Annotated in this window: 19 protein-coding genes; 13 read left to right on the plus strand and 6 right to left on the minus strand. The window is 56.1% G+C overall.

Annotated features, from left to right (window positions below; genetic code table 11):
• Positions 1-9 precede the first annotated feature (9 nt).
• The 8 genes from AAC622_RS08985 (at position 10) to AAC622_RS09020 (ending at position 7,396) form a co-directional block, all read left to right on the plus strand.
• Positions 10-1,041: a MaoC family dehydratase gene (locus AAC622_RS08985; protein WP_340261788.1), complete on the plus strand. Its 1,032-nt coding sequence runs from the start codon at positions 10-12 to the stop codon at positions 1,039-1,041.
• A 193-nt stretch (positions 1,042-1,234) separates the two neighbouring features.
• Entirely contained in the window at positions 1,235-1,618 is a 384-nt protein-coding gene (gene sdhC / locus AAC622_RS08990) for a succinate dehydrogenase, cytochrome b556 subunit (RefSeq protein ID WP_340261790.1), read from the plus strand.
• Positions 1,619-1,637: 19 nt separating this feature from the next.
• On the plus strand, positions 1,638-2,009 hold the full coding sequence (gene sdhD / locus AAC622_RS08995; protein ID WP_317656445.1) for a succinate dehydrogenase, hydrophobic membrane anchor protein: 372 nt from the start codon (positions 1,638-1,640) through the stop codon (positions 2,007-2,009).
• A gap of 25 nt (positions 2,010-2,034) precedes the next feature.
• Positions 2,035-3,843, plus strand: a complete 1,809-nt coding sequence (gene sdhA / locus AAC622_RS09000; protein ID WP_340261793.1) for a succinate dehydrogenase flavoprotein subunit — start codon at positions 2,035-2,037, stop codon at positions 3,841-3,843.
• Between the two features lie 26 nt (positions 3,844-3,869).
• Entirely contained in the window at positions 3,870-4,169 is a 300-nt protein-coding gene (locus AAC622_RS09005; RefSeq protein WP_340261795.1) for a hypothetical protein, read from the plus strand.
• A 13-nt stretch (positions 4,170-4,182) separates the two neighbouring features.
• Positions 4,183-4,962 (plus strand): succinate dehydrogenase iron-sulfur subunit, encoded by a 780-nt coding sequence (locus tag AAC622_RS09010; protein ID WP_340252623.1) that lies wholly within the window; start codon positions 4,183-4,185, stop codon positions 4,960-4,962.
• Positions 4,963-5,184: 222 nt separating this feature from the next.
• Positions 5,185-6,033, plus strand: a complete 849-nt coding sequence (locus AAC622_RS09015) for an urea carboxylase-associated family protein (RefSeq protein ID WP_340261797.1) — start codon at positions 5,185-5,187, stop codon at positions 6,031-6,033.
• Positions 6,034-6,211: 178 nt separating this feature from the next.
• Positions 6,212-7,396, plus strand: coding sequence for a type III PLP-dependent enzyme (locus AAC622_RS09020; RefSeq protein WP_340261799.1), 1,185 nt, complete (start codon positions 6,212-6,214; stop codon positions 7,394-7,396).
• 36 nt (positions 7,397-7,432) lie between these two features.
• Here the strand turns inward: AAC622_RS09020 and AAC622_RS09025 are convergent, their stop codons facing one another.
• The gene (locus AAC622_RS09025) at positions 7,433-7,741 is read right to left on the minus strand and encodes an H-NS histone family protein (protein ID WP_340261801.1); all 309 of its coding nucleotides are present in this window, start codon (positions 7,739-7,741) and stop codon (positions 7,433-7,435) included.
• Positions 7,742-7,863: 122 nt separating this feature from the next.
• The gene (locus AAC622_RS09030) at positions 7,864-9,831 is read right to left on the minus strand and encodes a protein meaA (protein ID WP_340261804.1); all 1,968 of its coding nucleotides are present in this window, start codon (positions 9,829-9,831) and stop codon (positions 7,864-7,866) included.
• A gap of 348 nt (positions 9,832-10,179) precedes the next feature.
• Between AAC622_RS09030 and ccrA the strand changes: the two genes are divergently transcribed.
• Entirely contained in the window at positions 10,180-11,475 is a 1,296-nt protein-coding gene (gene ccrA, locus AAC622_RS09035) for a crotonyl-CoA carboxylase/reductase (RefSeq protein ID WP_340261807.1), read from the plus strand.
• A gap of 51 nt (positions 11,476-11,526) precedes the next feature.
• Here the strand turns inward: ccrA and rpe are convergent, their stop codons facing one another.
• Positions 11,527-12,213: a ribulose-phosphate 3-epimerase gene (gene rpe, locus AAC622_RS09040; RefSeq protein WP_340261810.1), complete on the minus strand. Its 687-nt coding sequence runs from the start codon at positions 12,211-12,213 to the stop codon at positions 11,527-11,529.
• A gap of 133 nt (positions 12,214-12,346) precedes the next feature.
• Here rpe and deoC point away from each other — a divergent pair, with 133 nt between their 5' ends.
• From deoC to AAC622_RS09055, 3 genes are read left to right on the plus strand one after another with little or no spacing between them, the layout of a single operon-like run.
• Positions 12,347-13,360 (plus strand): deoxyribose-phosphate aldolase, encoded by a 1,014-nt coding sequence (deoC, locus tag AAC622_RS09045; RefSeq protein WP_340261812.1) that lies wholly within the window; start codon positions 12,347-12,349, stop codon positions 13,358-13,360.
• Between the two features lie 8 nt (positions 13,361-13,368).
• The gene (locus AAC622_RS09050; protein WP_340261815.1) at positions 13,369-15,732 is read left to right on the plus strand and encodes an aldehyde dehydrogenase family protein; all 2,364 of its coding nucleotides are present in this window, start codon (positions 13,369-13,371) and stop codon (positions 15,730-15,732) included.
• 15 nt (positions 15,733-15,747) lie between these two features.
• A complete protein-coding gene (locus tag AAC622_RS09055; protein ID WP_340261817.1) occupies positions 15,748-16,851 on the plus strand; it encodes a pyridoxal phosphate-dependent aminotransferase in 1,104 nt (367 codons plus the stop codon).
• A gap of 1 nt (position 16,852) precedes the next feature.
• On the opposite strand, the gene AAC622_RS09060 is transcribed toward AAC622_RS09055, so the two are convergent.
• The gene (locus AAC622_RS09060) at positions 16,853-18,058 is read right to left on the minus strand and encodes a pyridoxal-phosphate-dependent aminotransferase family protein (RefSeq protein WP_340261819.1); all 1,206 of its coding nucleotides are present in this window, start codon (positions 18,056-18,058) and stop codon (positions 16,853-16,855) included.
• A 137-nt stretch (positions 18,059-18,195) separates the two neighbouring features.
• Between AAC622_RS09060 and ygfZ the strand changes: the two genes are divergently transcribed.
• Positions 18,196-18,957 carry a CAF17-like 4Fe-4S cluster assembly/insertion protein YgfZ gene (ygfZ, locus tag AAC622_RS09065; protein WP_340261821.1) on the plus strand — a complete coding sequence of 254 codons (762 nt, stop codon included), beginning with the start codon at positions 18,196-18,198 and terminating at the stop codon, positions 18,955-18,957.
• Here the strand turns inward: ygfZ and yghU are convergent, their stop codons facing one another.
• Both yghU and ileS read right to left on the minus strand, forming a co-directional pair.
• A complete protein-coding gene (yghU, locus tag AAC622_RS09070) occupies positions 18,958-19,821 on the minus strand; it encodes a glutathione-dependent disulfide-bond oxidoreductase (protein WP_340261824.1) in 864 nt (287 codons plus the stop codon).
• Positions 19,822-19,865: 44 nt separating this feature from the next.
• Complete coding sequence (ileS, locus tag AAC622_RS09075; protein ID WP_340261827.1) at positions 19,866-22,781, minus strand: isoleucine--tRNA ligase; 2,916 nt, start codon at positions 22,779-22,781, stop codon at positions 19,866-19,868.
• Between the last annotated feature and the right edge of the window lie 151 nt (positions 22,782-22,932).

A 22,932-nucleotide genomic window follows, 5' to 3' on the forward strand; every position in this document is an offset into this window, starting at 1 on the left:
AATGGCGGCATGAAAACCAATTCTGGCAATTTTTTCGAGGATTATCGCCTCGGCCAAGTGATTGAACATGCCGTTCCGCGCACAGTTTCGGGTGGAGAGCGGGCACTCTATCACGCGCTCTATCCTGCACGCCACGCGTTGCATTCCTCTGACGCTTTTGCCCAATCCTGCGGGCTGGCTCAAAGTCCATTGGATGACCTGATCACCTTCCACATCGTCTTTGGCAAAACTGTGCCCGATATTTCGCTCAATGCCGTTGCTAATTTAGGCTATGCTGAGGGGCGGTTTTTGCAGCCCGTTTACGCAGGTGACAGCCTGACCTCAAAAAGTCAGGTCATTGGCCTCAAGGAAAATTCCAACGGCAAATCTGGCGTGGTCTATGTGCGCACACAAGGCAGCAATCAAAACGGCGATGTGGTGCTTGATTATGTGCGTTGGGTCATGGTGCGCAAAAACAATCTTGATGCCGCCGCACCAGAAACCGTGATCCCAGATTTGGCGAAGGTCATTGCACCAGACGATTTGGCTATTCCCCAAGGCCTTACTTTCGCCAATTACCCGACCACTCTGGCAGGAGAGCCACATCTTTGGGGGGATTATGAAATTGGCGAGGTGATCGAACATGTGGACGGCGTAACCATTGAGGAGGCCGAACATATGATGGCCACCCGCCTTTGGCAGAATACGGCCAAAGTGCATTTTGACGCGACCTTCCGCGATGACGGCCAGCGATTGATCTATGGGGGCCACGTCATCTCCATGGCGCGGGCTTTGTCCTTTAATGGCTTGGCAAATGCGCAGATGATTGCGGGCATAAACGCAGGCGCCCATGCCAACCCATGCTTTGCAGGCACAACAATCCGCGCATGGTCTGAAGTGTTGGATAAAGCTGAGACTGCATCGCCTGATATCGGCGCGCTGCGCCTTCGATTGGTTGCCACCAGCGCGGCAGGCACCGCAGGACAGCTGCGCGATGAGGCAGGCAAATATCTGCCCCATGTGTTGCTTGATCTGGATTACTGGACACTCATGCCACGCTGAGATTCCACAGAAATTTAGTGATCACAGGATTTCTGATTGTGATCACAATGGGCCAACTGCGGCAATAAATCACCTAATTTTGCCCTTAATTCACCTGTTAGCGTTCACTCCCCCCGTGACAGGGGCGAAAATTCGGGTATGGATGGTCGTTGAACAGACGACCAGACCAAGACAACCTGAGAGGGTTCCCAGAATGGCAGACGTAAATCGGGGCAATCGCCCTTTGTCGCCGCATTTGCAGATTTATCGCAAACAGCTCAATTCCGCGACATCAATCCTAAACCGCATCACGGGTATCGCGATGCTTGGCTCGGCTTTGCTTATCGTTTGGTGGCTATTGGCCGCAGCGACAGGGAAGGCCTATTTCGATCTCGTGGACGGGCTGATGACATCAATGCTTGGAGATGTCGTGATGACGCTTTCCGTATTGGGGCTGTGGTATCACACGCTTGGCGGGCTGCGTCACCTGATCTGGGACACTGGCCGCGGGCTAGAGCTTGAGGCAGCAGACCGCATGGGATGGGCCATGATTGTGGGCGCGGTGGTGCTGACCATTCTCACCCTCATCTTTGTCTAAGGCAGGAAAGGCATAGGTTATGAAATTCGCAACAGACCGCAAACGCGTGATCGGCCTTGGTTCTGCTCGCTCAGGCACAGAACATTTTTGGACAATGACCCTCACCTCGGTGGCGCTCATGGTTCTGACCCCGCTTTTCGTGTTCACCTTCGGGCCACTTTTGGGCCAACCTTATGACGCGGTGATCGCAGCGCTCGGTCATCCGCTGCGCGCGCTGATTATCGCGCTGATGTTGATCGTGGGCCTCCACCATTTCCGCCTCGGCATCCAAGTGGTGGTTGAGGATTACACCGGCGGCTTGACCCGCAAAGGCCTTCTCATCGCCTTTTCGATCATCTCCTACGGGCTGATGGCGATCGGGCTTTTCGCGATTGCAAAACTCGCGTTCTGAACAGACAAACAGGAGCAGACGGAACATGACCGCTTCCTACGAAATTCATCACCACAGCTATGACGTTGTCGTTGTTGGCGCGGGCGGATCGGGCCTGCGTGCGACCTTGGGCATGGCAGAACAGGGTCTTAAGACCGCCTGTGTGACCAAGGTTTTCCCAACCCGTTCTCACACTGTTGCGGCACAAGGGGGCATCGCAGCCTCACTTGGCAATATGGGGCCTGATAGTTGGCAGTGGCATATGTATGACACAGTCAAAGGGTCGGACTGGCTTGGCGATACGGATGCGATGGAATACCTCGCCCGTGAAGCGCCCAAGGCGGTTTATGAGTTGGAACATTACGGCGTTCCATTCTCGCGCACCGAAGAGGGTAAGATTTATCAACGCCCCTTTGGCGGCCATACCACTGAATTTGGCGAAGGCCCGCCCGTGCAGCGCACCTGCGCCGCCGCAGACCGCACAGGTCACGCGATTTTGCACACACTCTACGGCCAGTCGTTGAAGAATAACGCGAATTTCTACATCGAATATTTCGCGACTGATCTGATCATGTCCGAAGACGGCCAGTGCCAAGGCGTTCTGGCTTGGAAATTGGACGATGGCACGCTGCACGCGTTCAATGCCAAGATGGTCGTTTTGGCCACAGGTGGCTACGGCCGCGCCTATTTCAGTGCAACCTCAGCGCATACCTGCACAGGCGATGGCGGCGGCATGGTCGCGCGTCAGGGTCTGCCCCTACAGGATATGGAATTCGTGCAATTCCACCCCACAGGGATTTACGGCGCAGGCTGCCTGATCACGGAAGGCGCGCGCGGCGAAGGCGGCTATCTGACCAACTCCGAGGGTGAGCGCTTCATGGAGCGCTATGCCCCAACCTATAAGGATCTTGCGTCACGCGATGTGGTTTCACGCTGTATGACCATGGAAATCCGCGAAGGCCGTGGCGTTGGAAAAGAAAAAGATCATATCTTCCTGCACCTCAACCACCTGCCGCCTGAAACCCTAGCAGAGCGTCTGCCAGGCATCTCGGAAAGCGCACGGATTTTTGCAGGCGTGGATGTAACCCGCGAACCAATCCCCGTGCTGCCGACTGTGCATTACAATATGGGCGGTATCCCCACCAATTACTGGGGCGAGGTGCTGAACCCAACCAAGGACAATCCAGATGCGGTTGTCCCCGGCTTGATGGCCGTGGGTGAGGCAGGCTGCGCTTCGGTGCATGGGGCGAACCGCCTTGGGTCAAACTCGCTCATCGACCTTGTGGTCTTTGGCCGTGCTGCTGCAATCCGCGCGGGCAAGGTTGTCAATCCTGACACCCCCAATCCCGCATTGAACCAAGCCAGCCTTGATGCAGCTTTGGCTCGCTTTGATGGGTTGCGCCATGCGAAGGGCACGGTCGCCACAGCCGAATTGCGCCTTGAGATGCAGAAAACCATGCAGGCAGATGCGGCTGTTTTCCGCACCGATAAGACCCTTTCGGAAGGGTGCGCAAAAATGGAGGCGGTTGCCGCCAAGATGGATGACCTATCAGTCACCGATCGCAGCCTCGTATGGAACTCAGACCTGATGGAAACATTGGAACTGACCAACCTGATGCCAAACGCCTTGGCCACCATCGTCTCGGCTGAAGCGCGGAAAGAGAGCCGTGGTGCACATGCGCATGAGGATTATCCCGACCGCAATGACAAAACATGGCGCAAGCACAGCCTTGCGGTGGTTGAGGATCAAAAAGTGGCGCTCGATTATCGCCCCGTTCATCTTGACCCGCTGACCACGCATGAAGAAGGCGGGATTGACCTCAAGAAAATTGCCCCGAAAGCGCGGGTTTACTAAGGGAGAATGCGGTGGGACTGCAGGCCATGATATGCACTAGGCCCCTCCTTGCTGTGGCGCTGATGGCCGCCTGCACGCCCCCCGCACCGCCCACATTGGCGCAGGCAGAAGCACAATGCCGCCAACGCGCAGATGCGGCGACACGACCGCAAACCCAGATTGCGGTCGGTGTTGGCACTGGCGGCACATCTGCGGGTATGCAAATCGGCCTTTCCTCAGACTACCTCGCAGGGCGCGACCCCGGAGATGTCTACACCACCTGCGTTATCAGATTGACGGGCCAAGCGCCCGAAACACCCCTCTACCCCGAAACGGGCAGCCAGTGAGACGGAGACGACCATGGTAGAACTCGCACTTCCAAAGAATTCGCAGATCACAACGGGCAAAACTTGGCCCAAGCCCGAGGGGGCCACAAACCTGCGCAAATTCCAGATTTACCGCTGGAATCCCGATGACGGGCAAAACCCCCGTGTCGACACCTATTGGGTGGATATGGACAACTGCGGGCCGATGGTTTTGGACGCGCTGATCAAGATCAAAAACGAGATCGACCCAACGCTCACCTTCCGCCGTTCGTGCCGCGAGGGAATTTGCGGGTCTTGCGCGATGAATATTGACGGGATCAACACACTGGCCTGTATCTATGGCATGGATGAGATCAAGGGCGATGTGAAAATCTATCCGCTGCCCCATATGCCCGTGGTCAAGGATTTGATACCCGACCTGACCCATTTCTACGCGCAGCACGCCTCGATCATGCCTTGGCTTGAGACGAAAACGCAGCGCCCTGAAAAGGAATGGCGCCAATCCATCGAAGACCGCAAAAAATTGGATGGGCTTTATGAATGTGTGATGTGCGCTTCCTGCTCCACCTCCTGCCCTAGCTATTGGTGGAACGGCGATCGCTACCTTGGACCAGCCGCGCTTCTGCACGCCTATCGGTGGATCATCGACAGCCGTGACGAGGCCACGGGCGAGCGTTTGGACGAGCTGGAAGATCCGTTCAAACTCTATCGCTGCCACACGATCATGAACTGCACCAAAACGTGCCCCAAAGGCCTAAATCCCGCCAAGGCTATCGCCAATATCAAAAAGATGATGGTGGAACGGCAGTTATGAGGTGAAAGAAAAAGGGGCCCAAAGGCCCTTTTAGTTTTCAGCACTATGTTGACAGACAATAAATTTGTGGCCGCTCATAGGTATCCGAAATCACATAAATCAAATCCGCGTAGCTCAACATCGCATAAAAAGCGCCTTCTTGCTCAAATACCACTTCTCCATTTGAGACGGAGAATTGCACTGTGAAATTACAACTGCCCAAGTAACGCAGGAGGGAGCACTATGACAGACCATATAACGGCCCCACAGGATGCCGAAGGGCGCCGCGCGGTGACGCCAGTAATCTGCTATCCCACCGATAGCCTGCCCGCGCCCGACCCTGCACGTATGGCGCGCGCACGCAAGCACTGGCGCAAAACCGCCGAGGTGCTGATCCCCCCACGCGAGGCGGCCTGTTTCGAGGTGAAGGCAGGGCAATCCTTCCGCATCTCCCTGCCGCAAGGGGCGCAGGTGGGGGATCTCAACCTGTGGAATGCGCATGATCTGTCCGAGCGGTTCTTTTCGGGCAAAACCCGCGCCATCCATGGCAGCCATGTCAGCACAGGCCACACGCTTTATTCCATCCTGCCGCATCTGCGCGCCATGGCCCTGATCCTTGAGGACAGTTTGGCGTGGTATGGGCGCGATGATTTTGGCGGCGCGGTGCATGATGTGATCGGCACGCGCTGCGACCCCTATACGCATAACCTGCTGTCTGGCGGGCAGTATCACCACTGCTGTCATTCCAACCTGACCCGCGCGCTGGCCTCACATCGCGGCCTATCTTTGACCGAGGCCGAGATGGTGGTGCATGACGTGCTCAACGTGTTTATGTGCACAGGGTTCACCCGTGATACGGGCCAATATTTTATGAAGGCCACGCCCGCGCGGGCGGGGGATCATCTGGATTTTCTGGCCGAGATGGATCTTTTGGGCGCGCTCTCTGCCTGTCCGGGTGGGGATTGCGGGGCGGAACATTCTTCTGACAGCGCTACCTGCCACCCGATGTTGGTGGAGGTGTTTGACAGCGAGTTGACCGCTGAATTTACCCCCCGCCCCGCCAATGGTTACGACCGCAGCCATGGTTTGTGAGGCGGGCTGCAAAAAACTTCTTGCTATTTGATCGCAGGTGATGCAAACGCCCGCGCACAGACGCCAACGCACGCGCCTCTGGCGAGGTGGGCTAGCACCCACGCGGTTAATGTAGCGACGGTAACGTCTCCCTTGGAACGTCTGGTCGAGTTTCGGCCCATGTCTATTGGAGATGCCTATGAACGCTACATTTGCCGAGCCTTCGGTTTGCGAAGCTATTTCTCAACCCATTGATCCCGATGCCCGTCTCTTGGGCTATATCCGCAGCACAAGCTTTGATCGCCCGACCCTTGTTCTGGATCTGGAGCGGATTGAAGCGCAGTATCACGCACTCAAAGCGGGCTTGGGCCATGCGGATATTCATTACGCGGTCAAAGCCAATCCTGCGCCTGAAATCTTGGCCCGTCTTATAGGTCTTGGCGCGCATTTTGACGCGGCCTCTCGCGCCGAGATTGAGGCCTGCTTGGCCCATGGCGCGCGGCCTGCGCATATCTCTTACGGCAACACGATTAAACGCCCTGCCGATATTGCCTATGCCCATGCGCAAGGGATCACGCTCTTTGCCGCCGATGCTGTGGAAGAGTTGGACAAAATCGCGACCCATGCCCCGAATGCCCAGGTCTATATCCGCGTGATTGTCGAAGCCTCAGGTGCCGATTGGCCGCTGACACGCAAATTTGGCACAAGCCGCGAGACTGTATTGGGCCTGATCGAGCACGCCCAGGCGGTTGGTTTGACCCCGCGCGGCCTGTCCTTCCATGTGGGCAGCCAGACCCGTGATCCGATGATGTGGGCTGATACGCTTGATCAGATCGCCGCCGTTTGGCACGCCGCGCAAGCCGCAGGGCATGGTTTGGACTTGCTCAATATCGGTGGCGGTTTCCCCGCCTTTTACGGCGATGACATCCCACACCCCACCGCATATGCCCGCGCCGTTATGGATCAGGTTCACGCCCGCTTTGGGGATGTGGCGCAGATCATGGCTGAACCTGGCCGCGGTCTGGTCGGTGAGGCGGGCATGATCGCCGCAGAGGTGCTGCTTGTCTCGCGCAAATCAAGCGATGACCTATGCCGTTGGGTTTATCTTGATATTGGCAAATTCTCAGGCCTCGCCGAGACAATGGATGAGGCGATCCGCTATCAATTCATCACAGAGCGCGACCACGAAGTTACGGGCCCCTGCATTCTTGCAGGCCCATCTTGTGACAGCGCGGATGTTCTCTATGAAAAGCGGCCCGTGCAATTGCCGCTTGGGCTGAAGGGCGGAGATAAAATCATCATCCGCGCCTGCGGGGCCTATACATCAACCTATGCATCCGTGGGATTTAATGGCTTTCCACCTTTAGATGTGGTTGCCATTTAAAAGAAAAGCCGCCCCTTTTGGGCGGATTTATTCATTTTAGATCGCTAGATCATCCAAAGATTTTCCAGAATTCAACGCATCCACAACCCAAAGGGGTTTGCGGCCACGGCCCGTCCATGTTTGGTCAGGATTGCTGGGGTTACGATAGCGTGGCGCAACTTTCGCACCCGCGTTACGACCGCCCAACACCTCTTCAAGGCTAAACCCAAATTCTTGCACCGCTTTTTGGGCTGCAATCAGGGCTTCTTTCTTTTTCCGTTTATCAAAATCTTTAATTGCCGCTGCGACATCTTTTTGAAGTGCGACAAGCTCATCTTTCGACATTTTTGAAAGATCAATAGACATAATGTCTCCAACCCGTTTGGAATTTCAAACTGGCAGAAGGATTAAGCCTGTTATTTTATATTGGCAACAAGAATATATTTAATGCGCGCGCTATAATTATTGAAAATATAGCACGTTATTATTTACTCAGCCGCAACGGAACGGGGTTCAACCAAGGCCACGATATCAAACATAATACGATTTAATTCGAAATCCTTGGGTGTATAAACCCGCGCCACACCCATAGACAAAAGGCGCTTTTCATCCGCCTCCGGGATAATGCCGCCGACAACCACAGGCAAATGCCCCAATCCTGCTGCCTCCAAATGCCCCATCAATTGCTCGACCAGAGGCACGTGGCTGCCTGATAGGATCGACAGGCCAATAACATGGGGTTCTTCCGCAAGGGCCGCTTGAACAATTTCCTCGGGCGTCAGGCGGATACCCTCATAGCTGATATCCATTCCACAATCGCGCGCGCGGAAGGCGATTTGTTCCGCCCCGTTGGAATGCCCATCAAGTCCGGGCTTGCCCACCATAAACTTAAGACGGCGGCCCAGTTTATCGCTGACCGCATCCACGGCGGCACGGATATCCTCCAGACCTTCGGTTTTGTTCGACACAGATTTCGAAACACCCGTTGGGCCACGGTATTGACCATGCACGGCGCGCATAACCTCGGCCCATTCGCCAGTCGTCACACCTGCTTTTGCGGCGTCAATCGAGGCGGGCATGACATTGCGCCCTGAAGTTGCATCATCGCGCAATCGCGCCAAAGCTGCCTCGACAGCGGCGCCATCACGTGCGGCGCGCCACGCAGTAAGGCGCCCGACTTGGTCGGCCTCAACGGCAGGATCAACAACCATGATCCCGCCCTCTTCATCGACCAAAGGCGAAGGTTCTGATTGCATAAAGCGGTTGACGCCGACAACAGTGGTCTCGCCCCGCTCAATCCCCCCCACACGGTCAGCATTCGCTTCGACCAAACGCGCTTTCATGTAATCAATCGCCATGATCGCGCCGCCCATCGAGTCGAGATTGGCCAATTCGGCCCGCGCACCTGATTTCAATTCCTCGACCTTGGCATCCACCACAGGGTTGCCGTCAAAAAGGTCGCCATATTCCAACAAATCGGTTTCATAGGCCATGATCTGCTGCATCCGCATCGACCATTGCTGATCCCATGGGCGCGGCAGGCCCAAGGCCTCATTCCATGCAGGCAATTGCACCGCCCGCGCGCGGGCGCGTTTCGACAATGTCACGGCGAGCATCTCAATCAGGATGCGATAGACATTATTTTCAGGCTGCTGCTCTGTCAGGCCGAGAGAGTTCACCTGAACCCCATATCGGAAGCGACGGAATTTAGGGTCTTCCACGCCATAGCGCTGTTCTAAAATTTCATCCCAAAGATCAACAAAAGCGCGCATCTTGCACATCTCGGTCACAAAACGGATGCCCGCATTCACAAAAAAGGAGATGCGACCACAAAGTGCGGGGAAATCTTCTGCTGCCACGCGGGGCTTTAGCGCATCAAGAACCGCAATCCCTGTCGCAAGGGCGAATGCCAGTTCTTGCTCGGGTGTCGCACCCGCCTCTTGCAGGTGATACGAGCAGACATTCATCGGATTCCATTTTGGCACATGCGTATAACAATACTCAGCCACATCTGCGATCATACGTAGAGACGGCGCAGGGGGGCAAATATATGTCCCGCGCGACAGGTATTCTTTGATGAGATCGTTTTGCACTGTGCCTTGTAGGGCCGCCACCTCGGCGCCCTGCTCCTCAGCCACCGCGATATAGAGCGCCAAAAGCCAAGGCGCAGTCGCGTTAATGGTCATTGAGGTGTTCATCTGCTCCAGCGGGATATTCTCAAATAGGGTGCGCATATCGCCCAAATGGCTGACGGGCACGCCGACCTTACCCACCTCACCGCGCGCAAGCGCATGGTCGCTGTCATATCCCGTTTGGGTAGGCAAATCGAAGGCGACGGATAGGCCCGTCTGGCCTTTGGCCAGATTGCTCCGATACAGCGCGTTCGAGGCTTTGGCCGTAGAATGGCCCGCATAGGTGCGGATCAACCAAGGCTTATCTTTCTGCATCTCGGCCATCAGCGCCCTCCAGATTCGTCTTTAGCAATATCCTTACTTAAATAGAGGTATATGGAAAACTTTATGTCTCTGTCAATTCGCTGCAATGCAGAATAAAGGCACGCGCTCATCGGCCTAAAATAATTTATAATAAAATCAATATTTTAACTGATATCTGCCTATAATCTTGGCAAGCTGATGCGACTAAAAAAGCGAGACGCCACACCATGTGAGACATTTTATTTCTCAAAATTTGTATTTTTATTTGAATTGTTGCGCAACCCTTGATATTCTATGCTGCAATAGCACATCAGCGATTCCGCATCGCAGCACCACACGCCCCTTGGGGCGCAATTTACGGAGGCCCCAATGGCTTTGGACAGCAATCAGACGCCCCTCTACTACGATGCGCCCGAAAAAGACCTCTATGATATGGGCGAGATGCCGCCGATGGGATATGTGCCGCCAAAAATGCACGCATGGGCCATCCGGAAAGAGCGCCACGGCACGCCCGACAAAGCATTTCAGCTTGAGGTGCTAGAAACACCCAGCATCGACAGCCAAGAAGTTTTGGTTCTGGTTATGGCTGCGGGTGTGAACTATAACGGCGTTTGGGCGGGCTTGGGTCAACCGATCAGCCCCTTCGATGGGCATGGCGCCCCCTATCACATCGCAGGCTCTGATGCCGCAGGCATTGTTTGGGCCGTTGGCGACAAAGTGAAATCTTGGAAAGTTGGGGACGAGGTCGTCATCCACTGCAACCAAGATGACGGGGATGACGAAGAATGTAATGGCGGTGATCCAATGTTCTCGCCGACACAGCGCATTTGGGGCTATGAAACCCCCGATGGGTCATTCGCCCAGTTTACCCGTGTGCAGGCTCAGCAGTTAATGCCACGCCCCAAGCATCTGACTTGGGAAGAATCCGCGTGCTACACTCTGACCCTTGCCACGGCCTATCGTATGCTGTTTGGCCATCACCCGCATGAGTTAAAACCTGGCCAGAATGTTCTGGTTTGGGGGGCATCAGGTGGGCTTGGTGTCTATGCCATTCAGTTGATCAACACCGCAGGCGCGAATGCGATTGGCGTCATCTCAGATGAAAGCAAGCGCGACTACGTCCTCAGCCTTGGCGCAAAAGGTGTGATCAATCGCAAGGAATTTGACTGCTGGGGTCAAATGCCCAAGGTGAACACCCCAGAATATAACGCGTGGCTAAAAGAGGCCCGCCGCTTTGGCAAAGCAATTTGGGACATCACTGGCAAAGGCGTGAATGTCGATATGGTGTTTGAGCACCCAGGTGAATCGACCTTCGCCGTCTCAACTCTCGTGTGCAAAAAGGGCGGCATGGTTGTTATCTGTGCGGGCACGACAGGGTTCAACTGCACCTTTGATGTGCGCTATATGTGGATGCATCAAAAGCGCTTGCAGGGCAGCCACTTTGCCCATCTTAAGCAAGCTGCAGCTGCAAATCGCCTAATGTGCGAGCGCCGTCTTGATCCGTGTATGTCCGAGGTCATGCCATGGGCCGAATTGCCCGATGCGCATAGCAAAATGCTAAATAACCAACACAAGCCCGGCAATATGTCCGTGTTGGTTCAAGCCCCCCGCACAGGCCTGCGTACCTTGGAAGACGTGCTTGAGGCGGGCCCCAATAAAGCATAGCAACTCTTTAAAACAACCCAATCCAAGGGCGCGCAGTTTTGCGCGCCTTTTTTATTGCGCGGATGCGGCTGCTTTTCGGATAGACGCGATATTGTCGCCGTAAACCTCAGGGCGATCAACCGAGCCACCCTTGAAAACGGCTGAGCCTGCAACCAACACATCCGCGCCCGCGGCAGCCACCAGTGGTGCGGTTACGGGATCAACGCCCCCATCGATCTCAATATGGATCGGGCGATCCCCGATCATCGCGCGCAGACGCGAGATTTTGTCCGTCAGATCAATAAATTTCTGTCCGCCAAAGCCTGGGTTGACCGTCATAACGCAAACCAAATCACACAAATCCAAAAGATGCGCGACACTGTCGGCGGGTGTTCCAGGGTTCAACGCCACCCCAGCTTTCATGCCTGCACCACGAATGGCCTGCAGCGTGCGGTGAATATGCGGGCCCGCCTCAATATGCGCGGTCAAAATATCTGCCCCTGCATCCGCATAGGCATCAATATAGGGGTCAACAGGGGCGATCATCAGATGCACATCCATGACCGTTTTTACATGAGGCCGAAAGGCCTTCACCGCAGGCGGGCCAAAGGTGAGGTTCGGCACGAAATGCCCATCCATGACATCGATATGCACCCAATCCGCCCCTTGCGCCTCAATGGCGCGGATCTCTGCACCAAAATTGGCAAAATCCGCAGAGAGAATAGACGGGGCGATTTTTATCGAGCGATCAAAGGACATCGGGCAGGGCTTTCAAAAGTTTGGGCTAAAGCGATGTCTCTCCCTTAACGCTCAATTCTACCCCTGTCACCACCTTGTCAAGCATCGCCGCGCGTGTAAGCGTAAGAGTTGACTGAATGAGTGACGCCAAAACATGACCCAAACCACCAAAACTTTTGCCGCAACGGGCCACCAGACGGGCCATGCGCAGCTGCCGCAATTGCACCTCCCCCGCAACGAGGGAATGGCGCTGGACCTTGATTGGGTTGCGCGTGCTACAGCAAATCGATCTGCAATTGAACGGCGCGCAGCCACAATTGGCACAAGGCGCAGCGTGAAAAAGGCATATCAAACAGCATGGCTTGCCCGCGCCGTAACGATGATCGACCTGACCACATTGTCAGGCGATGACACCAAAGCGCGGGTGGCGCGGCTTTGTGAAAAGGCCAAGCAGCCCGTGCGCGCAGATATTCTAGAGCGTCTGGGACTGCCGCAGATCACAGTGGGGGCGGTCTGCGTCTATCACGACATGGTCGAGCCTGCGCTTAAGGCGCTGGACGGCAGCGGCATCCCTGTGGCAGCGGTATCCACCGGTTTTCCTGCGGGGTTGTCGCCCTTTCATCTGCGCGTGGCAGAGATCAAGGAAAGCGTTGCCGCGGGCGCGCAAGAAATCGATATTGTGATTTCGCGCCGCCATGTCCTCGAGGGGAATTGGCAAGCTCTTTATGACGAGATGCGAGAGTTTCGCACGGCTTGCGGCGCAGCTCATGTCAAAGCGATCTTGGCCACGGGCGAACTTGGAACATTGCGCAATGTCACGCGCGCAAGCCTCGTTTGCATGATGGCGGGCGCAGATTTCATCAAGACCTCAACAGGTAAGGAAGCGGTCAATGCCACCCTACCCGTCAGCTTAACCATGATCCGCGCAATCCGCGCTTATGAGGCGCGCACAGGGTTTAAGGTCGGCTACAAACCCGCAGGTGGCATTTCCAAAGCGAAGGACGCGCTGACCTATCTGGCGCTGATGAAAGAAGAATTGGGACAAGCTTGGATGTCCGCGCAGCTTTTCCGCTTTGGCGCGTCCTCTCTACTTGGCGATATTGAACGCCAACTCGAACACCAAGCCACGGGTGCTTATTCCGCCCGTTACAATCACCCGATGGCCTGAGGCAGATCATGAATATCACCGAAATTTTCGAAACCATGGACTATGGCACCGCGCCCGAAGCCGATACTGAGTCGCGCGCATGGATTGCGGGGCATCATGGCCAGTTTGGACATTTCCTCAATGGCAGCTTCACTAAGGGCCAAGATCATTTCGAAACCCGCAACCCTGCCCGTGGCGAGGTTCTGGCGCATGTCGCGCAAGCAACTGAAACCGAGATAGACACGGCCATTAGCGCGGCGCGAAAGGCCTTTGGGCCATGGTCACGGCTCAGCGATCATGCGCGCGCGCGCTACCTTTATGCTTTGGCGCGAGCGTTGCAAAAACACAGTCGCCTCTTTGCAGTTCTCGAAACCCTCGACAATGGCAAGCCAATACGCGAGGCACGCGATGTCGATATCCCGCTTGCTCAGCGGCATTTCTACTATCATGCAGGCCTCGCCCAATTGCGCGGAACTGTGGCCGAAGACCATCAACCGCTTGGCGTTTGTGGGCAAATCATTCCTTGGAACTTTCCGCTGTTGATGCTCGCGTGGAAAATTGCCCCTGCCTTGGCCGCGGGCAATACTGTTGTGTTAAAGCCTGCCGAGTTCACCCCGTTGACCGCCCTTCTATTCGCAGAAATCTGTCAGGAGGTTGGCCTGCCCAAAGGTGTTGTGAACATCATAACAGGGGATGGCACAGCGGGTGCCTATTTGGCCGCGCATGCAGGTATCGACAAATTGGCCTTCACAGGCTCGACCGAAGTTGGGCGCAAAATTTATCAAGCCCGCGCAGGATCAGGCACGAAACTCAGCCTCGAATTGGGTGGCAAATCGCCTTTCATCGTCTTTGATGATGCCGATCTCGACAGCGCTGTTGAGGGCTTGGTTGATGCGATTTGGTTCAATCAAGGGCAGGTCTGTTGCGCTGGGTCACGCCTGTTGGTGCAGGACAGCGTGGCCGATGAGGTCTATGCCAAAATTCGCGCGCGGATGGCAAAACTGCGCGTGGGTGATCCGCTGGATAAATCCATCGACATCGGCGCGATGGTCGATGACAGCCAAGCCGCCCGCGTGCGCGACATGGTGTCGGGTGTTGATGCATTCAGCCCGGAATGTGCCTTGCCTGAGACAGGCTGCTTTTTGCCGCCGATGCTGATCACTGATCTCGGCACCGCCCACCCCCTGATGCAGGAAGAAATTTTTGGCCCCGTTCTTGTGGCCGCGCGGTTTCGCACCCCTGAGGAGGCCGTGAGCCTTGCCAATAACACGCGTTACGGCCTTGCCGCGTCAATCTGGAGTGAGAATATCAGCCTTGCGCTTGATATTGCCCCGAAATTGGCGGCGGGCGTTGTCTGGGTCAATGGCACCAATATGTTTGACGCTGCCGCGCCCTTTGGCGGGGTGCGTCAATCAGGGGTGGGTCGTGAAGGTGGGGTTGAGGGGCTGCGCGCCTATATGAAGGCACCGCTGCCCCTGACCAAAATTGAAAAACCAGTGCACCACCCCGCCCCTGCAACGCCCAAGCAGGCCAATACACCCGCGATAGACCGCACAGCCAAACTCTACATCGGCGGCAAACAAGTGCGCCCTGATGGCGGCCATGTCATTCCAATTTGGTCAAAATCGGGCGACATGCTTGGCCAATTGGGCCGCGGCAACCGCAAGGATATTCGCAACGCCGTTGAGGCTGCGGAAGCCGCGTCAGGATGGGGCACGATGCCGGCCCATAGTCGCGCGCAAATCCTGTATTACCTCGCCGAGAATTTGGCGGCGCGCGGACAGGAATTTGCGGAACGTCTCTGTGATCTCACAGGACAATCCAAAGCCACCGCCAAAGCGGAGGTTGAAACAAGCCTAAGCCGCCTGTTCAGCTATGCCGCATGGGCTGACAAATTCGCAGGCGAAGCGCGGGCCGTGCCCTTGCGCGGCCTGGCGATGGCGCTACGCGAGGCGGTCGGGGTGATTGGCATCATAGCCCCGCAAAACACCCCGCTCTTGGGCGCAATTTCGCTTCTTGCGCCTGCGGTCGCGATGGGGAACCGCGTGGTTCTCCTGCCCAGTTTGGAAGGTGGTCTTGCGATGACTGATTTCTATCAAGTGCTCGACACATCCGATGTGCCCGCAGGCGTGATCAATATTGTGACGGGCGACCCATCCGAGATGGCCACAGATTTAGCAGCGCATATGGCCGTTGATGCAATCTGGAATTTCAATGCAAATATGGATGCGCATCTCATTGACACGAAGGCCTCTCTCAACCTCAAACGCAGTTGGGGCCTGCCAGGCTATAAGGGCAAAAGTCCCGACTGGCGCAATCCCGCTTGTGAGGGCGTGGTATTTTTGGAAGAAGCAACTGAAGTCAAAACCGTTTGGGTTCCATACGGGGCCTGAGGACCAAACCATTTCATGACCAGCCCACGCTACACCAAGCTTATTGATAGCCTGCCCGCAAAAGTCCCGTTTGTCGGCCCCGAGGCGCAAGAACGCGCGCAAGGCTTTAACTTTGTCGCAAGGCTTGGCGCCAATGAAAGTGTCTTTGGCCCCTCACCCAAGGCCATCGCCGCAATGCAGGCCGCAGCGCGCGATGTGTGGATGTATGGCGATCCTGAACTCTATAATTTGCGTAATTCCCTTGCAGCGCACCATAGGGTCGCGCCTGAAAACATCGTGGTGGGCGAAGGGATAGACGGGTTACTTGGATATTTGGTGCGGCTGTTGGTGGCCGAGGGGGATCCTGTCGTTACCTCGCTTGGGGCTTACCCCACTTTTCTTTACCATGTCGCGGGATTCGGTGGGCAGGTTACAACTGTGCCCTACAAAGACGATCACGAAGACCCTGAAGCACTGCTTGCGGCGGCGCGGGCGACCGGCGCAAAGCTGCTTTATCTTGCAAATCCCGACAATCCTATGGGCACATGGCACAAGGCCGAGGCAATCGAACGGCTAATCGCCGCGCTGCCCCCTGAGACGGTGCTGATCTTGGACGAGGCTTATGCCGATACCGCGCCGCAAGAGGCCATTCCTGCGATGGATGTCAGCCATCCCCGCGTGATCCGAATGCGCACCTTCTCCAAAGCCTATGGTCTTGCGGGGCTTCGCGTGGGTTATGCCATCGGCCATCACGAGCTGATCCGTGCCTTTGACAAAATCCGCAACCATTTTGGGATGGGGCGTATCGCACAAGCGGGCGCTTTGGCGGCCCTGAAGGATCAAGATTACCTCAACCAAACCGTTAAGAAAATCAGCCAAGCTCGCGCCGAAATTGCCCGTATCGTGCAAGATAATGGTTTAACGCCGCTGCCTTCGGCCACGAATTTCATGGCAGTGGATTGCGGGCGCGATGGCGCCTATGCAGCGGCGCTTCTCAACGAGTTGACCAAGCGCGGCGTATTTCTCCGCATGCCCGCCATTGCCCCGCTCAATCGCTCAATCCGCATCTCATGCGGGGATGCCGCGATGTTGGCACATCTTGAGGCAGAATTGCCAAAGGCGCTTGCCGCCCTCGGCTAGATCAGCCTGCTTCGCCAATGACCTCAATCGCGGCCTCTAACCCAGTTGGGTCATGCGGGATCTGCATCGCCTTCATACCTGCTTGCAAACTGCCCAACAGGCCCAAAACCATATGCGCATTCACATGCCCCATATGGCCGATACGGAAAAAATCAACTGCGCGCGCAGGGTCAGGCCGCAACCCCTGCAACGGGATGCCCAGTGTCACGCCTGCCGTGGCTGTCATCCAATCGCGCATCTTCGCGCCATTCCCCGTGCCCATATCCACGGTGGTCACAGCATGCGAGCGTTTCGCAGGATCAGCAATATTGGCCGCAACAGGGCCATTCGCGCCCCAACGCTCCAAGGCCGCCCATACAGCACGGGCCAAAGTCGCATGGCGCGCCCAAACGGCCTCCAACCCTTCTTCATGCAAGATCATGTCCAAAGCCACACGCAACCCGTAGAGGTGATGGGTCGGCGCAGTGCCGTTGAAATATTTGTAAAATTCGGTCGGATTCACACGGGGCCGCCAATCCCAATAGGGCGTCACACAATTGGCCCGTCCCCGCGCTTTATCCGCTTTTTCCGAGAAATAGACAAACCCAATCCCGGGCGGGGTCATCAAACCCTTTTGGCTGCCTGTGACCATCACATCCACGCCCCATGCGTCAAATTCAAACGCATCACAGGCGAGACAGGCGATGTTGTCAGAGAACAACAGCGCGGGGTGCCCCGCTGCATCCAAGGTCTGCCGCAGGGCCAAAATATCATTGCGCACACTGCTAGAGGTATCCACCTGCACCGCGAGAACGGCCTTGATCTCATGAGCCTTATCTGCCGCCAAGGCCTCGGCCACGCGGGTCATGTCGATATCGGATTGAGGGCCAAAATCAATGATCTCGCAGTCAATACCCAAACCCGCCGCAAACTCGCCCCATCCAAGGCAGAAGCGCCCCGTGCCAAGCACCAAAATCTTGTCGCCCCGCGACAACGTGTTGCACAGCGCCGCCTCCCAGACACCATGACCATTGGCAATATAAATCGCCACATTCGCCTTTTGCGCACGACCAACCGCCTTGAGATCAGGGATCAGCCCATGCACCATTTCGACCAACTCGCCCGTGTAAATATTCGGCGCGGGACGATGCATGGCCTGCAATACGCAATCAGGCATGACCGAAGGGCCAGGAATGGCAAGATAGTGACGACCGTTGGCAAGGCTCATGGAAGTGTCCCTTTGTTGAAATCGGCAAAAAGCAAGGCACATGCTTTTGCGTCTTGGTGCAATTTCAATTACTCTGACGGCCTTGGCAAGAGCGCAAGAATGATTAGCTCTCTGGTCAAGACAAGGGAAACAGCGCCATGACCAAAGAGCAGCCACAAAATCGTAAAATCATTGAGGTATCAGGGTCTGACCGCGAGAAATTCTTGCAAGGTTTGACCACCAATGCCGTCCCTGAAGATGCCGAAGGGCTGCGCTACAGCGCGATCCTGAGCCCGCAAGGGAAGTATCTGGCTGATTTTTTGATGCTGACCCGCGGCGATCGCGTTTTGCTTGATGTGGACGGTGATTTGGCCGCACCGCTGATGCAGCGCTTGTCGATGTATAAGCTGCGCGCAGATGTAGCACTGACCCTCTCGGATATGACAGTGGCCGTGGGGCATGGCACCCTGCCACAAGGGGCATATGCTGATCCGCGTGACCCTGCCCTTGGTTGGCGCGCCTATGGCCAGTCGGGCTTGCCCAACTTATGGGATGCAGCAGAATGGAAAACAACGCGCATTGCCCATTTGATCCCCGAGCATGGGCGCGAACTGATCCCCAATGACAGCTATATCCTAGAACTTGGATTTGAGCGGCTAAATGGTGTGGATTTCAAAAAAGGGTGCTATGTCGGCCAAGAGGTGACAGCGCGGATGAAACACAAGACCGAGTTGCGCAAAGGGCTGGCGCGGGTCACAGTCAGCGGCACAGCTGCGGAAGGCGACCTCATCACCGCGAACGGCCGCAAGGTCGGGCAGCTTCATAGCATTTCTGGGGATCAAGCACTGGCGTACTTACGTTTTGACCGCGCCCAACCTGTTATGCAGGCGGGCGCAGCCGAGGTGCATTTCGCGGAGTAATCACCCGTCGATTTTATCCTGCGCGCGGTTCAGGAAATCATCGGCAGAATGACGCTCGTGCAATTGCCCTTCAAGCGGGCCATAGGTGCGGTTGACCATCGCACCGCGCTGCACAGCAGGGCGGGCATAGAACCGCTCGGCCCAAGCGACCACATTTTTATAGTCATGCACAGAGAGAAACTCACCCGCGTCATAGGCCTCACCGCGCACAAGGCGACCATACCATGGGGCAATGGCAATATCGGCAATGGTTATCTCATTCCCCACCATCCAATCGCGCCCTGCAAGATGACGATCAAGCACATCCAATTGGCGCTTCACCTCCATCGCGAAACGATTGATCGGGTATTCTTGCGCAAATGGGGCATAGGCATAGAAATGCCCAAAACCGCCGCCCAAATAGGGCGCGCTTCCCATTTGCCACATGAGCCACGACAAGAGTTCTGGCCGATCCTCTGGGCGGCCCAAGAAGGCGCCAAATTTTTCGGCCAAATGCATCAAAATCGCGCCCGATTCAAAAACGCGCACAGGGGTTTGGCCAGAATAATCCATCAGCGCGGGAATTTTCGAATTGGGGTTCACATCAGTAAAGCCGGAACCGAACTGATCGCCATCCAAGATACGGATCAGCCAAGCGTCATACTCCGCCGCATGACCCGCGGCGAGCAATTCCTCGAACATCACCGTGACCTTTACCCCGTTGGGGGTGGCTAATGAATAAAGCTGAAACGGATGATCGCCCCGTGGCAAATCCTTGTCATGGGTAGGCCCTGCAATTGGGCGGTTCAAACCCGCCCATTTGCCGCCATTTTCCTTGTCCCAAACCCAAACCTTTGGCGGTGTATATGGCGCATTTTCCGACATGATCCGTCCCTCATTTCTTGAACATAAAAAGGAACCTAACCCTTTCAGGTCAACGCGCTGTTGCAGCGCCCGCAAACATGGGCATGGCTGTGGCTGCCCACATCAGGCAGGATCTTCCAACAGCGCGCACATTTTTCGCCATCCGCTTTGGCAAAGACCACACCAACCCCCTCAATTTCGGGCAAGGTGAAGGCATCCGCGGGCATCGCCTCATCGCTCAGCGTGACCGCAGAGGTGATGACCAAATCCTCGAACTGCACAGATTGCAGCGCTGCGCGCATTGCGGCATCTGCCACGTAGATCACAGGCGCGGCTTCTAGGGAGGCCCCAATCACCTTGTCACGGCGCTGCACCTCAAGCGCGGCTGTCACCACGCGGCGCGCACGGCGGATCATCGCCCATTTCGCGGCCAAGTCTGGATCATGCCACGCCGCAGGGGTGTTGGGGAAATCCACCAGATGCACTGAGGCCTCAGGGTCTTTGTTCCGCTCAAGCCAGACCTCCTCCATGGTGAAGGTCAAAATTGGCGCAAGCCAAGTGGTCAGGCGTTGGAATAGGTGATCCAAAACTGTGCGCGCCGCACGGCGTTGCGTAGTATCACCATCACAATAAAGCGCGTCTTTGCGGATATCGAAGTAAAAGGCCGACAAATCAGTGGTCGCAAAATTGAACAGCGCTTGGAACACGCCTTGGAAATCATATTTCGCATAGCCTTCGCGCACGATCCGATCCAACTCTGACAAACGATGCAGGATGAACCGCTCCAACTCGGGCATATCGGCGGCTTCTGTGCAGTCGGTTTCCGTTAAATCACCCAAGGAGCCAAGCATAAACCGCATCGTATTGCGCAAACGGCGATAGCTGTCGGCCACGTTCTTCAAGATCTCAGGCCCGATGCGCAAATCCGCCGTGTAATCGGATTGCGCCACCCAAAGCCGCAGAATATCGGCGCCATATTGGTCAATCACCGCCTGCGGCGCGACCGTATTGCCCAAGGATTTGGACATTTTCATGCCCTTCTCATCCAGCGTGAAGCCATGGGTCAGAACACCGCGATAGGGCGCGCGACCGATTGTGCCGCAAGCCTGCAACATCGAGGAATGGAACCACCCGCGATGCTGGTCTGTGCCTTCGAGATAGAGATCGGCAATCCCGTCCTCTGAGCCATCCTCGCGATCCCGTAAGACAAAGGCATGGGTCGAGCCAGAGTCAAACCAAACATCCAAGATATCAAAGACCTGCTCATAGGCATCTGGGTCATATTCATTGCCCAAGAAGCGGGCTTTGGCCCCCTCCTTATACCATGCATCTGCGCCCTCAGCCTCAAAGGCCTCAAGGATGCGGGCATTCACCGCGTCATCGCGCAGTAAGAAATCGGGGTCACTTGGCTGTGCATCTTTTTTGACAAAACAGCTGAGCGGCACCCCCCATGCACGTTGCCGCGACAACACCCAATCGGGCCGCGCCTCGATCATCGAATGCAGACGATTGCGCCCGGTCTGCGGTGTCCATGTCACCAATTCATCAATCGAGCGCAGCGCGCGTTCGCGGATGGTCTTGCCATAGTTGTCATCCCCGCCAATCTCGCGATCAATGGCGGCGAACCATTGTGGGCGGTTCAGGCGGATCACAGGCGCTTTTGAACGCCAGCTATGCGCGTCCGAGATGGTGATTCGGCGGCGGGCCAGCAGGCCGCCAACCTCAACCAGCTTGTCGATCACGGCCTTATTGGCCTTACCCGCCTTGCCGTTTTCTTCGATGACGCGAAGCCCTGCAAAGAAAGGCAGATCAGCGCGGAAACTGCTGTCATCCAGAATATTATAGGTCATCTCAAGCCCATGCTTGAGGCCGATTTGATAGTCATCATCCCCGTGACTTGGCGCGGTATGCACGAAACCCGTGCCCGCATCATCGGTGACATGGTCGCCTGCAAAAAGTTTGACCTCAAAATCCCATTCGCCATTCGCGCCCTCAGCCCCATTCAGCGGGTGATGGGTGACAAGCGTGGCCAATTCATCGGCGCTGACGTCACGCAGGCGCGTGTAGTGGCCCGCCTCAAGACGCATCGCGCCAAGCGCATCCTCGGCCAGTTTATCAGCTACAAGATAGCGATCACCAACCTTGGCCCAACATTCGTCAGGGGTCGCGGTGACCTCGTAAAGCCCGTAGGAAATCAAAGGGCCAAAACAAATCGAGCGGTTTTGCGGAATCGTCCAAGGGGTGGTTGTCCAGATCACGACAAAAGCACCACCAAGCGCGCCAGAATTCTGCACCTTGAACGGCACCCAAATCGCATCGGTCTGGCGGTCGTGATATTCCACTTCCGCCTCGGCCAATGCGGTCTTTTCAACGGGCGACCACATCACGGGCTTCGAGCCTTGGTAAAGCGCGCCGTTCATCAGGAATTTCATAAACTCGCCCGCGATCACCGCCTCGGCGTGGAAATCCATGGTGAGGTATGGCTTGTCCCAATTCCCTGTTACGCCAAGGCGCTTGAACTCCGCGCGCTGCACATCAATCCACCCTTCGGCAAAGCGGCGGCATTCCTGACGAAAATCGACAACGTCAATTTTATCCTTATCTTGGCCTTTGGCGCGATAGGCCTCCTCAATCTTCCATTCGATGGGCAGGCCGTGACAATCCCAACCAGGAATGTAGCGCGCCTCATGGCCCATCATCTGTTGGCTGCGCACAACCATATCCTTCAGCACTTTGTTCAGTGCGTGACCGATATGCAGATTACCATTGGCATAGGGGGGCCCATCATGCAGCACGAATGGTGGGCGTGGCGCGCCTGCCTTAGCCGCCTCTGCCGCCTTGTCGCGCAGGCGTTGATAAACGCCAATTTTCTCCCAACGGGCCAGCCAATCAGGCTCGCGCTGTGGCAGGCCTGCGCGCATCGGGAAATCAGTTTGGGGAAGGTTCAACGTGTCTTTATAATCGGGAAGATCGGCACACATGGGAAGGACGTCCTATTGGCTGAAACGGGTTATGGCAAGCCATGACCAATGAGAGGGGAAAGAGCGGCGCGATAGCTCAACACCTTAGTCCCGGCGGCCCTGCTGATCAGAGCGCCGGGCAGATAATTCGTAGGGAAATCTGCGTGTTCAT

This window comes from Roseobacter sp. HKCCA0882 (assembly GCF_037805225.1).
Lineage (GTDB): Bacteria > Pseudomonadota > Alphaproteobacteria > Rhodobacterales > Rhodobacteraceae > M30B80.